Origin of the sequence: Allotabrizicola aquatica (SeqCode) (assembly GCF_965194375.1) — a bacterium.
Taxonomy (GTDB): Bacteria; Pseudomonadota; Alphaproteobacteria; order Rhodobacterales; family Rhodobacteraceae; genus Tabrizicola_A; species Tabrizicola_A aquatica.
In genome coordinates this window covers 116,603-130,641 of the sequence record NZ_CBDAEL010000003.1, presented here as the reverse complement: position 1 = coordinate 130,641, position 14,039 = coordinate 116,603, and the positions used below count along the sequence as shown (strand labels likewise).

Here is a 14,039-nt window from a genome sequence, read left to right as displayed (position 1 = left end):
ACGGGCTGCCCCATGCGACAGGCTGTCAAGGAGCAGTCGGAGGGGGGGCAACCGGCGCGCTTAACCGCCCGTGTGGCTCATATGGCGGGTCATCTGGCCTGCAACGCCTTGGCGCGAATAGTCGAAATCATGGCCCTTGGGTTTGCGGGCGATGGCGGCGCGGATCGCGGCGTGCAGGGCTGCATCATCGGCGCTGGCGCGCAAGGGCGCGCGCAGGTCGGCCATGTCCTCTTGGCCAAGGCACATGTAGAGTTCGCCCGTGCAGGTCAGGCGCACCCGGTTGCAGCTTTCGCAGAAGTTATGGGTCAGGGGGGTGATGAACCCCACCTTTTGCCCGGTCTCGTTCAGCCGGACATAGCGGGCTGGACCGCCGCTGCGCTCGGCCAGATCGGTCAGGGTAAAGCGGGTTTCCAGCCTGGCGCGCAGATCTTTCAGGCTCCAGTACTGGTCGATCCGCTGGATATCGCCCATCTCGCCCATTGGCATGACTTCGATGAAGGTCAGGTCATGGCCTTGATCCGCGCACCAGTCGACCAGCGGGAAAAGCTCATCTTCGTTGAAGCCCTTGAGGGCGACGGCGTTGATTTTGACCTTCATCCCGGCGGCTTGCGCTGCCTTGATCCCGTCGAGCACTTGCGGCAGGCGGCCCCAGCGGGTGATTTCGGCAAACTTAGTTGGGTCCAGAGTGTCAAGCGAGACGTTGATGCGCTTGATCCCGCACTCGGCGAGTTCGGTGGCGTGTTTCGCCAACTGGCTGCCGTTGGTGGTCAGCGTGAGTTCTTTCAGTGCGCCCGAGGCAAGGTGCCGCGACATGGCGCGGAAGAAGGTCATGATCCCTTTGCGCACCAAAGGCTCCCCCCCGGTGATCCGCAGCTTTTGCACCCCGGATGCGACGAAGGCCGAGCACAGCCGGTCAAGCTCTTCCAGCGTCAGGAGGTCGGCCTTTGGCAGGAAGGTCATGTGTTCGGTCATGCAATAGGTGCAGCGGAAATCGCAGCGGTCGGTGACCGAGACGCGCAGATAGCTGATCGCGCGGGCGAAAGGGTCGACAAGGGGGGGCAGGGGCGTGCTCATAAGTGAAAGGTAGGCGCTGGGAGGGGCTGCGACAAGGTGGAAAGCGGCAGTTGCGCGGGCTGGGGCGGCAGACTATCGTCGGGGTATCATGAAACAGATTTTACTTTTGACCTTGGGTGCGGTGGTGTTGGCGTCTTGTGGCGCCTTTGGCGGGCTGCAGCCCAAGTCGCAGACGCCCGATGTGCAGATTGTGATGCCGCTGGACCCGACGGTTGTCTTGCCGCCGCCGGTGGGGGCGAATACCGCAGCGACGCTCGACACCACGACCGAGGCGCAGCGCGCGGCCGCTGTGGCCGCCCCTGTGGCAGGTGCGCGCGAACTGGGCAAAGTCACCGTGGCGCTGGGCAGCCCGGCAGAGCCGGGGTTTTGGTTGAGAACCGCGCTCGTCACTGCGCCGGGCAAGGGCAAGGTGGTGACCGCAAGCGGGGCGAGTGTGGCGGTGGACCTTCAGCCCGGATCGGGCGGGGCGCTGTTGTCACTCGCGGCCTATCGGGCGCTTGGGCTTTCCTTGACGGATTTGCCTGAGGTGACAGTGTTTATGGAGTAATGGTCCGTGGTTGCCCCGCGCGCCTGTGCAAGGGCCTGCTTTGCGCGGTTAGCTTTGCATGATGATAAGCCAACCCGTTATCAGCACTGAGATTTCACCAATCGGAAGCGGAATGAGTGTGAGCGACAGGCGCAAGGGCGTTGCCTGTGCTTTGCCTTCCAGGATCGGCTCTTGTGGTGCGAGGGTGGGAAAGCGGGGCTGGGGCATGGTGGGGCCAGAATTTAGGGTCTGCAGCCAGCATGTCGTGAAAGATTTGACAAGAGTTTAACAAAACAGAAGGCCCGGATCGCTCCGGGCCTTTGATTTGGAAACAGTGCGTTTCTTAGCGCGATGCCAGATCGCGCAGCACGTAGTGCAGCACGCCGCCGTGTTCGATGTATTCGATCTCGATCGCGGTATCGATGCGGCACTTGATCTGGATGGTTTTCTTCGATCCGTCGCCATAGGTGATGTGGCAAGGCACCGTCGACAGTGGCTTCAGGTTGCCCTCCAGCCCTTCGATGGAGACCACTTCGTCCCCCTTCAGGCCCAGCGATTTGCGGGTGTCGCCGCCGGTGAATTCGAAGGGGATCACGCCCATGCCGACAAGGTTCGAGCGGTGGATACGCTCAAACGATTCCGCGATCACCGCCTTGACGCCCAGAAGGGCCGTGCCCTTGGCGGCCCAATCGCGCGAGGAGCCTGCGCCGTATTCGATGCCGCCGAAGATCACCAAGGGCGTGCCGTTTGCCTGATAGGCCATCGAGGCGTCATAGATCGAGGTCTGCTTGCCGTCCGGGCCAAGGGTATAGCCGCCTTCAACGCCATCAAGCATCTCGTTCTTGATGCGGATATTGGCGAAGGTGCCGCGCATCATGACTTCGTGGTTGCCGCGACGTGAGCCGTAGGAATTGAACTCGGAAACCGGAACCTGACGTTCGGTCAGATACTGGCCTGCCGGGTGGTTGGCTTTGAAGCCGCCTGCCGGCGAGATGTGGTCGGTGGTGATCATGTCGCCCAGAAGCGCCAGCACGCGGGCGCCAGACAGGTTCTTGATCGCGCCCTTGGTCTTGGCCATGCCTTTGAAATAGGGCGGGTTCTGGATGTAGGTGGAATCTGCCGGCCAGTCGTAGGTTTCCGAATCCGTCACCTTGACGCCTTGCCACTTGGCATCGCCCTTGAACACATCGGCGTATTTCTTCTGGAAGGCTTCGCGCGTCACGGTGGCGTGGACGAGGTCGGCGATTTCCTTGTTCGTGGGCCAGATGTCTTTCAGATAGACCGGCTTGCCGTCTTTCGAGGTGCCCAAAGGCTCAGTGGTCAGGTCGATGTTCATGTCACCGGCCAGCGCATAAGCGACGACCAAAGGCGGCGAGGCAAGATAGTTGGCGCGCACGTCGGGCGAGATGCGGCCTTCGAAATTGCGGTTGCCGGAGAGGACGGCGGTCGCCACCAGATCCCCCTCGGCGATGGCGGCAGAGATTTCCGGCTGCAAGGGGCCCGAGTTGCCGATGCAGGTGGTGCAGCCATAGCCGACAAGGTTGAAGCCGACGGCATCAAGGTCTTCCTGCAGGCCCGCGGCGTTCAGGTATTCGCTTACGACTTGGCTTCCGGGGGCGAGCGAGGTCTTCACCCACGGCTTGCGGGTCAGGCCCAGTGCGCGGGCTTTGCGGGCCACAAGGCCAGCGCCGATCATCACATAGGGGTTCGAGGTGTTGGTGCACGACGTGATCGAGGCGATTACGACCTTGCCCGAGGACATGGTGTAGCTTTCGCCCTTTACAGCGACTTCCACGCCCTGCGGGCGTTTGAACGAGCCTTCCATTTCCTTAGCAAACGAGGCTTTTGCATCGGTCAGGGGCAAGAAGTCCTGCGGGCGCTTCGGGCCGGAGATGGCCGGAACGATGGTGCCCATGTCAAGGTGCAGGGTCGAGGTGTAGATCGGGTCATAAGACCCATCGCGCCACATGCCGTTGGCCTTGGCGTAAGCCTCAACCAGCGCAATCCGGGTCTCATCGCGGCCGGTGTTCTTCAGATAGCGGATGGTTTCGGCATCAATCGGGAAGAAGCCGCAGGTGGCGCCGTATTCGGGGGCCATGTTGGCGATCGTGGCACGGTCGGCGAGCGGCAGATTGTCCAGACCTTCGCCGTAGAATTCGACGAATTTGTTCACCACGCCATGCTTGCGCAGCATCTGCACGACTTTCAGCACAAGGTCAGTTGCCGTGGTGCCTTCCATCATCGCGCCGGTCAGTTTGAAGCCGACAACTTCGGGGATCAGCATGGAGACGGGCTGGCCCAGCATGGCGGCTTCGGCCTCGATCCCGCCGACGCCCCAGCCCAGAACGGCCATGCCGTTGACCATGGTGGTGTGGCTGTCGGTGCCGACGAGCGTGTCGGGATAGGCGACCTCATGGCCGTTCTGGTCGGTGTCGGTCCAGACGGTCTGGGCCAGATATTCAAGGTTCACCTGATGGCAAATCCCGGTTCCGGGCGGCACGACGCGGAAGTTGTTAAACGCGTTCTGGCCCCATTTCAGGAAGACATAACGCTCCATGTTCCGCTCATATTCGCGATCGACGTTGGCCTGAAACGCGCGGGGGGTGCCGAATTCGTCGATCATCACCGAGTGGTCGATGACCAGATCAACAGGTGCCAGCGGGTTGATGGCTTGGGCCTTGCCGCCCAGCCCCTTGATGCCGTCGCGCATCGCCGCCAAATCGACCACGGCCGGAACGCCGGTGAAGTCCTGCATCAAGACGCGGGCGGGGCGGTAGGCAATTTCAATGGGGTTCTTGCCGCCCATCTTGCCCCAGTCGGAGAAGGCTTTGATATCGTTCACCGAAACCGTCTTGCCATCTTCAAACCGCAGCATGTTTTCCAACACGACCTTGAGCGCTGCGGGAAGTTTGGAGAACTCTCCCAAGCCTGCCTTTTCAGCGGCGGGGATCGAGTAATAGGATATGGTTTTGCCGCCTGCAGTCAGGGTCTGGCGGGTTTTGGCGGTGTCGTGTCCGACGGTCACGGTCATGGGGGCCTCCATTGGCTGGACTGGACGGGTGTTTGCCGCAAGGACGCGACCCGCGCAAGGGAATCATTCTGGCTTGGGCGGCATTGTATGCAATTGTATGCCGAAATGAAAGAGGCGTTGTGCTGCTTTGATGACGGCTCCGTGTGATGCAGGGCGGGGTGGCTCGCAAAACCTTGATTGGCGCGCGGGGTTGGGGTCTTGTAGACAGAGGCGGCAAGCAGGGAACGGGTTCACCATGATGCGACAAATGATGCGTGCCGCCTGTGGGCTTTGGCTGTGCGGGCTCAGCCCTGTGTTGGCCCAAGAGGCCGCATCGCCGGTGGTGGTGGAGCTTTACACCTCGCAGGGCTGTTCGTCTTGTCCCCCTGCAGACGCGCTTTTGGCCGATCTGGCCGATCAGCCTGGCGTTATTCCTTTGGCGCTGCATGTGGATTACTGGGATTACATCGGCTGGAAAGATGAATTCGCCCATCCCGGCTTTACCAAGCGGCAAAAAGCCTATGCGAAGGCGGCGGGTGAGCGGATGGTCTATACCCCGCAAATGATTGTGCATGGCGGTGTGCGCGTGGTGGGCCATGAGCCCGAGGCGGTGGCGGCGGCCATTGCGGCGGCAGCAGACCGCCCGGCACCGGTGCGGCTAACGGTGTGGCGGCAGGGTGGGCAGATCATGATCGAGGTTGAGGCGGACCCGCCCTTGACCTCACCTGCGATGGTGCAGCTTGTGGGCTATCGCGAGTCCGCGAAGGTTGAGATTGCACGCGGCGAGAATGCCGGGTTGGCGATCGAGTACCGCAACATCGTGACCTCATGGGACCAGTTGGGTGATTGGTCAGGCCAAGAGCCTTTGTCGATCCGCGCGCCGGATATTGAGGGGCGGGCCGTGGTGATCGTGCAGCGCGCTGGGCTGGCCGAAATTCTGGCGGCGGTGGCGGTCGAATAAGGGATGCAGGGCGCGAGGCCGCTGGTCACTTCCAGCGGCGGTGAATCCAAAACCATTGGTCGATGTTCTGGCGGACAATGGCTTCAAGGCTGTCGTTCAGCGCTTGGGTCATGGCTTCGGGTGTGCCGTGGGGGATTGGCGCTTCGACGATGATCTGGAAAGACAACCCGTCGGGCTGGCGCACAGCATAGGTCGGGATCACCAAAGCGTCGTATTTCAGCGCGAGTTCTGCGGCCGAAAGTGCGGTCATCGCGGTCTGGTCGAAGAAGGTCAGGGGGGCGCCGTGGCGCATGGCCTGATCCATCAAGAGCCCCAGCATACCGCCCGACCGCAGATGCCGCACCATGTCACCCAGCCCCTTTTTGCCGCGCGGAAATAGTGGCGTGCCGATCTGGGAGATCGCGGCGACATAGTGGTCGTTGAAGTAGGGGTTCTTCATCGGGTTATAGAGCGCGCCGACCCGATAGCCGCGCGCGATCAGGGCGGCGCGGCTGGCGTCGTAATTGCCGAAATGCCCCGTCACCAGAATGACCGGTCGGCCCGCCTGATGCGCGGCTTCTAGGGCGGCTACGCCGTCGCCCGTCAGGGGGTGGCTGACGGCATGGGCAGTGAATTCGGCACCGGAATAGATTTCGATCAGGGTGCGGCCGACGTTGTCGGGCACGGCCCGCGTGATGCGGGCCACCTCGGCGGCGGGCAGATCTGGCAGGATCAGCGCAAGGTTCGCCCGAATGCGGCGGCTATATCCTGCTAGAGGGGCCACAAGGCGCGAGACGACCCAACCCGCCAAGGGCACGCGCCAGCGGTAGGGCAGGCGAAGCATCCCCCAAAAGAGCGCGCGGAGGGCACGGTCTTGCAGCCAGTGGGCGGCGGTGTGGTGGGGGGTGTCAGTCATCAGACCCTGTCTGGGATTTCCGCGCATGGAGGGTTTCGCGGTGCCAGACATAAAGCCCCGCCCCCACGATCACAAGCGCTCCGACCATCGTCCAGCCATCGGGCCAGTGGTTGAAGAACAGGACCGACCAGAGCGTAGAAAACAGGATGCCCAGATAGGTGAAGGGGGCAACGACCGAGGCTTCGGTGGTGGAAAAGGACCGGATGATGCAAAGCTGCGCCGCCGTGCCAAGACAGCCGACGAGGAAGAACAGCCCAAGGTCGGGTAAGGTGGGCGTGACCCAGACGAAGGGCAGCGCGAACCCGCCAAGGATCGCCCCAAAGAGGGCACCGTACATCAGCGAGGTCCAGAACGGCTCTTTCATGCCGATATGGCGCGTGAGAAGCGCATTTCCCGCATAGGCCACGGCATTGGCCAAGGGCAGAAGGGCGGCGAGGGTAAAGACCTCGGCCCCCGGGCGGATGATGATGAGCGCGCCGATCAGGGCGGCCACGACGCCAAAGATGCGGCGGGGGCCGAGTTTCTCGCCCAAAAACAGCGCCGCGCCAAGGGTGATGAGGACGGGGCTGGTGTCGGCCAGGGCGGTGGCTTCGGGCAGGCTGATATAGGCCAGTGACACAAAGAAAAAGGCGGTGGCCATGAATTGGCAAGCCGAGCGGACCACATGTAGCCAAGGGTGCTGGGTGCGCAGCATTGGGCCCATGCGGGGACCCAGCAGGATGGCGACGATCAACGCTTGCCCGGCAAAGCGGGCCCAGATCACCTGCGGTGCCGGGTAGCGTTCGATCAGCCCTTTGGCGACCGCGTCCATGATGGTGAAGAGGAACACCGCAAGGATCATCAGAAGGATGCCCTTGCGGGTGGAATGGGCGGTCATGGGGCGGGGTCCGGGGTTGGGCAGTGGGCGCAACATGGACGAGATTGGTCGCGGGGGAAAGGGCGGATGGGGCGGCGGCCCAAGGGTGGGGGTGGGTTTATGGGGTAGAGTGAAGTCGTGCCCCCAGCCCCGGCCCCTCCCCACGAGGGGGAGGGAAGACGCGGGAGGTGACGGGCCGGATTACTCGGCGGCGCGCAGGCCGGGGCCCTCTAGGCGGCTGCGCAGGTCTGCTTGACCGGCCTCAAGCGCGGCGATCTGGGCGGCCAGCGTCTCGGGGCTGGGGCTTTCCGGCTCGGCCTCTTTGTCGCCGATGAAGTACGAGAAGAAGCGGCTGATGAGGCGCGAGAGGTCGTCCATGATGAGGTAGAAGGACGGCACCACGACAAGCGACAGCACGGTCGAGACGATGATGCCGCCGATCACGGCTGTCGCCATCGGTGCGCGGAAGGCCCCGCCCTCGCCGACGCCAAGGGCCGAGGGTAGCATGCCCGCCGACATGGCGATTGAGGTCATGACGATGGGTTGGGCGCGTTTGTGTCCGGCCTCGATCACTGCGGCCATGCGGTCAAGCCCGCGGGCGCGCATCTCGATGATGAAGTCGATCAGCAGGATGGCGTTTTTGGTCACGATTCCCATCAGCATCAGGATGCCGATCAGGACCGGCATCGACAGGGCGGAGCCGGTGAGGATCAGCGCGGCGGCTACCCCGCCGATGGCGAGTGGGAGCGAGAGGAGGATGGTGAAGGGCTGGATGACCGAGCGGAAGAGGAGGATCAGCACGCTGAGAACCAACATCAGCCCCATGATCATGGCATTGCCGAAGGAGGTATTTAGTTCTGCCTGCACCTCGGCGTCGCCGGCTTCCGACACCTTGACGCCCGCGGGCAGCGGGGTTGCGGCGACGATCTCGTTAAAGCGCTCTTTGGCGGTGCCAAGGGCTACGCCCAAGGGCAAAGAGGCGCCGATCACGGCTTGGCGTTCGCGGTTGAAGCGCTTCACCGTAGCCGGACCCTCGCCGATCTCAACATCGGCCACTGCCGAAAGCGGCACCAGCGCGCCGGTGGCGGTTTGCACCTTGAGCGCGGCGATGCGGGCCAGATCCTCGCGGCTGATGTCGGCCAGTTGGACGCGCACCGGGATCAGCCGGTTGTCCAGCGACACTTGCGCCAAGGCTGCATCCAGATCGCCGATGGTGGCGATGCGCAGGGTTTGCGCGATGGCGGCGGCGGTGACGCCAAGGCGGGCGGCCTCATCGGCGCGGGGGGTGATCTGTACCTCGGGGCGCGGGAGCGCGCCTTCGGCGGAGAGGCCGGTCAGCGTGGGTTCACCGCGCAGCGCGTCTTGCAGGGCTTGCACGGCGGTGTTGAGATCGGCGTCATTGCTGGCCAAGACCGAATAGGAAATATCGCGGTCGCCACGGTCGTTCAGCTTGGCAGTGCGGATGTCGGGGATGAGGGCGAGCTTTTCAAAGATATCGACCTCGATCTGGTTTTGCGTGCGGGTGCGGCCCGGGTTTTCAAGTGTGGGCACCACAAGGGACAGCACCGGGATCTTGTTGCCGATCTCGGTCAGGCGGCGGATGAGCGAGTGATCCAGCCGCTCAAGCACCACGGCCACTGAGGCGCGGCGCAGGTCCAACTCGCCGCGCGGTGAGGTGCCGCCAAGCACAAACACATCGCGCACGCCTTCGATGTCCTTGATCGCCGCGGTGATGTTTTGCGTGGTACGGTCGGTGTCTTCCAGCGTTGATCCGGGCGGGAGTTCGACCGAGACCGAGATGCGGCTGACATCTTCGGGCGGCAAGAAAGAGCCGGGCACTTGCAGCATGAAATAGACCGAGACGATCAAGACGCCGATGGCGGACAGAAGGGTGATGAAATAGCTGGGCAATTTCCAACGGGTCAGGGGCAGCGGGATGCCGCCTTGGATGGAGCGGTTCACGAAGGCCAGATAGCGCGTCATGACCGGGCCATCGCCTTCGCCTTCATGATGTCCAGCGTTGGCGTCCTTGGTGGTCATGAGGTAAGCGGCCATCATCGGGGTGATGAGGCGGGCGACGAGAAGCGAAAAGCCGACAGCGATGGCAACGGTCAGGCCAAACTGGCGGAAGTATTGGCCGGGAATGCCGCCCATAAAGCTGACGGGCACAAAGACTGCGATGATGGTGAAGGTGGTGGCAATCACCGCAAGGCCGATTTCATCGGCAGCGTCAATCGACGCGCGGTAGGGGGTTTTTCCCATTCGGATGTGTCGGGCGATGTTCTCGATTTCCACAATCGCATCGTCGACAAGGATGCCGGTGGCAAGCGTGATGGCCAGAAAGCTGACAAGGTTGAGCGAGAAGCCCAGAAGGTCCATGATCCAGAAGGTGGGTACGGCCGACAGGGGCAGGGCCACCGCGGTGATCAGCGTGGCGCGCCAGTTGCGCAGGAAGGCGAACACCACAAGGACCGCGAGGATCGAGCCTTCGATAAGCGTGTGGATCGCGCTTTCGTAATTGCCATAGGTGTAGAACACGGTTTCATCGACAAGGGTGATGCCGACGGTGGGGTGGTCGGCGCGAAGCGTGTCGAGCGTGGCGTTGACGGTTTCGGCCACCGACACCTCAGATGCGCCTTTGGCGCGGAAGATGGCGAAGGTGACGACCTGATCGCCGTTCAGCCGCGAGAAAGATTTGAGGTCCTGATAGCCGTCGACCACTTCGCCCAGATCGGCGAGCCGCACATGGCGACCGCCGGGCAGGAAGATTGGCGTCTCGGCCAGACCTTGGACGGTTTGGGCATCGCCAAGGGTGCGGATGGCCTGCTGGGCGGTGCCGATCTCGGCCTTGCCGCCGCCGACGTTGGTGTTGGTGAGCCGAAGTTGGTTCGACACGGTGGTGGCGGTGATGCCGTAGCTTTCCAGCTTGACCGGATCAAGCGCCACGCGCACCTCGCGGTCGGCCCCGCCATAGCGTTCGACCTTGCCGACGCCGGGGCGGCCCTGAAGCACGCGGATGATGGTGTCATCGACGAACCATGACATTTCTTCAAGCGTCATGTCGGGCGCGGTGACCGCAAAGGTCATGATGGCCTGACCTTCGATGTCGATGCGGGTGACGATGGGGGCTTCGATCGAGGAAGGCAGGTCGCCCCGGATGCGGTCGATGGCGTCTTTGGTGTCTTGCACCGCCTTGTCGGTTGGCACCTCCATGCGGAATTCGACAGCTGTGGTCGAGATGCCGTCAGAGATCGTCGTGGTGACGTTCTTGGCACCTGTCAGGCCCGCAACCGCGTCTTCGATCTTTTTGGTGATCTGAGTTTCCATCTCGGCAGGCGCGGCACCCGGTTGGGCGACGGCGACGGCGACGACGGGAATGTCGATGTTCGGAAACCGGGTGACGGGCAGGGCGTTGAAGGATTGCCAGCCCAGCACCATGAGCATGAAGAACGCTAGAAGGGGCGCGACGGGGTTCTTGATGGCCCAAGCGGAGAAGTTCATGTGGGCTTACTCCTTGGCTGCAACCGGGGTGATCCGGTCGCCGTCGCGGACAAAGGCCCCGGCCTTGGCGACGATCTGGTCGCCGGGGGCAAGGCCGGTGAGGATCTCGATCCAGCCAGAATCGCGGATGCCGGTGGTGACCGGCACCAAGTTTGCGGTGTCGCCGGTGACCTTAAGTGCGGTTTGACCGCCCGCGCTGACGCCAAGAGCGGTGATCGGGGCGGCGGCGGTTTCGCGTTCTGTCACAAGGACTTCGGCCATGGCATACATGCCCGGGCGGACCCCTGCGGCATCGTCGATGGTGATGCGGACGCGGCCCATGCGGGTGGCGGTGTCAATGGCGGGTTCCACCAGACGCACGGTGCCTTTGCGCGGGCCGGTGTCGCCCACGAGGTGCAGTGTCACGGTTTGGCCGGGGGCAAGGCGCAGGACATCGCCTTCGGCCACATCAGCGCGCAGTTCCAGCGCATTGTCGCGGATCATGGAGAACATGGGCATGGCGGCAGAGGCAATCGCGCCGACTTGGGCGGAGCGGGCGGTGATTTCGCCAGCGACCGGGGCCTTGACCTCGGTGCGTGAGAGCAACAATTCGACATTGGCGAGCTGCGCCTCGACAAGGGCGAGATTGGCGCGGGCGGCTTCGAGCGATTGCACCGCGCCAATGGCGGCGGCGCGGGCCTTGTCGGCGGCGGCCTGCGAGGAGGAACCTTGGGCGAGAAGCGTTTCGGCGCGGGTGGCGACGCGCTGGGCCTCATCGGCCTGTGCCTCACCTTGCGGAATGGCAGCACGGGCGGCGGCAAGGGAGGCCGTGAGTTGGGCCTTTTGCAAGGTGAGGGTGGAGGTCGAAAGTCGCGCGAGCACTTGGCCGTCGGTGACCTGATCGCCGATATCGGCCAGAAGCGCTTCGATCTGCTGTCCTTCAACAAGGGGGGCGACCTGCACCTGTTCCACCGCACCGATCAAGCCCGAAGCGATGACGATATCGCGCATGGTGCGGCTTTGAACGGTGGTCACGGTGATATGGGGCGCGGGCACGGCGGCCGCAGCCTCGGGGCTTGCCGCCTCGGCCCAGAGGGGGCTCATAGGCAAGGCGAAAAGGGCAGCGGTGCAAAGGGCAATGGTGAGGCGCATGGGTCAGGCTTTCCGAAGGGCGAGGATGTCGCTCATGGTCGTGTCGATGGCGCGTTGGATCAGCGCGGTGAGGTCGGCGCGGATCGGCTCGGCCGTGGGCGGCAGCATGGCGGCGGATTTGAAGAGAGTGATGGCAAAGGCCGCATGGGCGGGGAAGCGGGCCGTGATCTCGGCCTCGGTCAGGCCGGTTTCAGCCGCGAAGATGCGATTGAGATAGGCCGCGATCTGGGTTTCCATGTCGCAGGCGGCTTGACCGATTTCCGGCTTGCGCTGGGCGGCGGCGGTGATTTCGGCCCAAAGCTGGCCGTCTTCGCGGGTTCGGTGGACGTCGAGCCGGGCTTGCATCAGGCTGCGCAGGCCCTCCATCGGGGCGGGCGATTGCAGGACGGTCAGGAATTCGCCCTCCATCTCGGCCAGATCTTGGGCGATGAGCGCCTGAACGATGGCGTATTTCGACGGAAAATAGCGGTAGAAGTTGCCGACGCTCATCCCGGCGGCGCGGGCGAGATCTTGCATGGAGGCGCCGTCAAAGCCTTTTTCGGCAAAGGCCCCGCGCACGAGCGCAAGGATTTCGACAGTGCGGCCGTCATGTCTGGCCTCGGGGCGCAAGGACAATTGGGTGGCGGTCATGGGGGTAAGTCTGCCGATTGAGAATGAACGTTCATTCATAGTTGGTTTTGCGCGGCGAAAGGTCAAGCCCTGGTGCTGGGTTAGTTTGGTGCGGCGCGGATCAGGCATCGGCGGGGTTTGGCCAGTTCCCGTTGCGAAGCCGAGGGCTGCCGTGTATCAGGCGAGGAACGAACGACACGGGGTCAGGAGGGCGACATGCGTCGAGTGGTGGTCACAGGTCTTGGGATGGTTACGCCTTTGGCGTGCGGGGTTGAGGAAACCTGGAGCCGTCTGTTGGCTGGCCAGTCGGGGGCAGGACCGATCACCCGGTTCGATCCGGTGAATGTTGTCACGCAATATGCCTGCGAGATCCCGATGGGGGATGGCTCGGACGGCACCTTTAATCCGGATGATTGGATGGACGCGAAGGACCGCCGCAAGGTGGATGACTTCATCCTTTATGGCATGGCGGCGGCGACGCAAGCGGTGCGGGATTCGGGCTGGGAGCCGGTGACGGAAGACGATCGCTGCCGCACTGGCGTGATGATTGGCTCGGGCATTGGCGGGCTGACCTCGATCGCCGAGACGGCGGTCTTGATCAAGGAAAAGGGACCAAAGCGCGTGTCGCCGTTCTTTATTCCGGGCGCGCTGATCAACCTTGTGTCGGGGCAGGTGTCTATTCGCTTTGGCTTTAAGGGACCGAACCATGCGGTGGTGACGGCCTGTTCGACGGGCGCCCATGCGATTGGCGATGCGGCCCGGATGATTGCCTTTGGTGATGCCGATGTGATGGTGGCCGGGGGCGCAGAAAGCCCGATCAGCGAGATCGGCATTGCTGGGTTCAACGCCTGCAAGGCGCTGTCCACCAAGCGGGCCGATGAGCCTGCCAAGGCCAGTCGCCCCTATGATGCGGACCGCGACGGGTTCGTGATGGGGGAAGGCGCTGGCGTGGTGGTCTTGGAGGAATACGAGCACGCCAAGGCGCGCGGGGCCAAGATTTATGCCGAGGTTTTGGGTTACGGAATGTCGGGCGATGCCTATCACATCACCGCGCCCTCGGAAGATGGGGATGGGGGGTTCCGGTCGATGACCATGGCGCTGAACCGCGCCGGGATCACGGCGGATCAGGTGGATTACATCAACGCCCATGGCACCTCGACCATGGCGGATACGATTGAGCTTGGCGCGGTGGAGCGGCTCTTGGGCCATGCGGCGGGAAAGGCCACGATGTCATCGACCAAATCCTCGATTGGCCATTTGTTGGGGGCTGCAGGTGCCGTAGAGGCGATTTTCTGCGTGCTTGCCCTGCGGGACCAGATCGCGCCGCCGACGATCAACCTCGACACGCCTGCGGTGCAGCCTAAACTGGACCTTGCTCCGAACAAGGCTGTGAAGCGCAAGATCGACGTGGCTTTGTCCAACAGCTTTGGCTTTGGCGGCACCAATGCCAGCCTTGTGCTGGGCCGGGTGAGCTAA

General features: G+C 63.3%; 10 protein-coding genes. 3 read left to right on the top strand and 7 right to left on the bottom strand.

All coding sequences use genetic code 11. From position 1 onward, the window contains the following. Nucleotides 1-60: 60 nt before the first annotated feature. Nucleotides 61-1,074, bottom strand: a complete 1,014-nt coding sequence (moaA, locus tag AC72UB_RS05940; RefSeq protein ID WP_505188958.1) for a GTP 3',8-cyclase MoaA — start codon at nucleotides 1,072-1,074, stop codon at nucleotides 61-63. An 88-nt stretch (nucleotides 1,075-1,162) separates the two neighbouring features. On the opposite strand from moaA, the gene AC72UB_RS05935 reads away from it, so the two are divergent. After that, a complete protein-coding gene (locus AC72UB_RS05935; protein ID WP_505188957.1) occupies nucleotides 1,163-1,621 on the top strand; it encodes a hypothetical protein in 459 nt (152 codons plus the stop codon). 322 nt (nucleotides 1,622-1,943) lie between these two features. On the opposite strand, the gene acnA is transcribed toward AC72UB_RS05935, so the two are convergent. Further along, nucleotides 1,944-4,631 (bottom strand): aconitate hydratase AcnA, encoded by a 2,688-nt coding sequence (gene acnA, locus AC72UB_RS05930; protein WP_505188956.1) that lies wholly within the window; start codon nucleotides 4,629-4,631, stop codon nucleotides 1,944-1,946. 238 nt (nucleotides 4,632-4,869) lie between these two features. On the opposite strand from acnA, the gene AC72UB_RS05925 reads away from it, so the two are divergent. Beyond that, nucleotides 4,870-5,571 carry a DUF1223 domain-containing protein gene (locus AC72UB_RS05925; protein WP_505189136.1) on the top strand — a complete coding sequence of 234 codons (702 nt, stop codon included), beginning with the start codon at nucleotides 4,870-4,872 and terminating at the stop codon, nucleotides 5,569-5,571. A gap of 25 nt (nucleotides 5,572-5,596) precedes the next feature. On the opposite strand, the gene AC72UB_RS05920 is transcribed toward AC72UB_RS05925, so the two are convergent. The 5 genes from AC72UB_RS05920 to AC72UB_RS05900 form a co-directional block, all read right to left on the bottom strand. Next, nucleotides 5,597-6,466: a lysophospholipid acyltransferase family protein gene (locus AC72UB_RS05920; protein ID WP_505188955.1), complete on the bottom strand. Its 870-nt coding sequence runs from the start codon at nucleotides 6,464-6,466 to the stop codon at nucleotides 5,597-5,599. Continuing rightward, entirely contained in the window at nucleotides 6,459-7,343 is an 885-nt protein-coding gene (locus AC72UB_RS05915; RefSeq protein WP_505188954.1) for a DMT family transporter, read from the bottom strand. Before AC72UB_RS05915 ends, AC72UB_RS05920 begins: the two co-directional genes overlap by 8 nt. A 180-nt stretch (nucleotides 7,344-7,523) precedes the next feature. After that, on the bottom strand, nucleotides 7,524-10,823 hold the full coding sequence (locus AC72UB_RS05910; protein WP_505188953.1) for an efflux RND transporter permease subunit: 3,300 nt from the start codon (nucleotides 10,821-10,823) through the stop codon (nucleotides 7,524-7,526). 6 nt (nucleotides 10,824-10,829) lie between these two features. After that, nucleotides 10,830-11,906 carry an efflux RND transporter periplasmic adaptor subunit gene (locus AC72UB_RS05905; protein ID WP_505188952.1) on the bottom strand — a complete coding sequence of 359 codons (1,077 nt, stop codon included), beginning with the start codon at nucleotides 11,904-11,906 and terminating at the stop codon, nucleotides 10,830-10,832. 51 nt (nucleotides 11,907-11,957) lie between these two features. Continuing rightward, nucleotides 11,958-12,584 carry a TetR/AcrR family transcriptional regulator gene (locus tag AC72UB_RS05900; protein ID WP_463290386.1) on the bottom strand — a complete coding sequence of 209 codons (627 nt, stop codon included), beginning with the start codon at nucleotides 12,582-12,584 and terminating at the stop codon, nucleotides 11,958-11,960. Between the two features lie 195 nt (nucleotides 12,585-12,779). On the opposite strand from AC72UB_RS05900, the gene fabF reads away from it, so the two are divergent. Next, nucleotides 12,780-14,039: a beta-ketoacyl-ACP synthase II gene (gene fabF, locus AC72UB_RS05895; protein ID WP_505188951.1), complete on the top strand. Its 1,260-nt coding sequence runs from the start codon at nucleotides 12,780-12,782 to the stop codon at nucleotides 14,037-14,039.

Bases quoted from the DNA above. Each gene is read 5' to 3' on its own strand.
- moaA (WP_505188958.1), bottom strand. From the start codon at position 1,074: ATGAGCACGCCCCTGCCCCCCCTTGTCGACCCTTTCGCCCGCGCGATC.
- AC72UB_RS05935 (WP_505188957.1), top strand. From the start codon at position 1,163: ATGAAACAGATTTTACTTTTGACCTTGGGTGCGGTGGTGTTGGCGTCT.
- acnA (WP_505188956.1), bottom strand. From the start codon at position 4,631: ATGACCGTGACCGTCGGACACGACACCGCCAAAACCCGCCAGACCCTG.
- AC72UB_RS05925 (WP_505189136.1), top strand. From the start codon at position 4,870: ATGCGACAAATGATGCGTGCCGCCTGTGGGCTTTGGCTGTGCGGGCTC.
- AC72UB_RS05920 (WP_505188955.1), bottom strand. From the start codon at position 6,466: ATGACTGACACCCCCCACCACACCGCCGCCCACTGGCTGCAAGACCGT.
- AC72UB_RS05915 (WP_505188954.1), bottom strand. From the start codon at position 7,343: ATGACCGCCCATTCCACCCGCAAGGGCATCCTTCTGATGATCCTTGCG.
- AC72UB_RS05910 (WP_505188953.1), bottom strand. From the start codon at position 10,823: ATGAACTTCTCCGCTTGGGCCATCAAGAACCCCGTCGCGCCCCTTCTA.
- AC72UB_RS05905 (WP_505188952.1), bottom strand. From the start codon at position 11,906: ATGAGCCCCCTCTGGGCCGAGGCGGCAAGCCCCGAGGCTGCGGCCGCC.
- AC72UB_RS05900 (WP_463290386.1), bottom strand. From the start codon at position 12,584: ATGACCGCCACCCAATTGTCCTTGCGCCCCGAGGCCAGACATGACGGC.
- fabF (WP_505188951.1), top strand. From the start codon at position 12,780: ATGCGTCGAGTGGTGGTCACAGGTCTTGGGATGGTTACGCCTTTGGCG.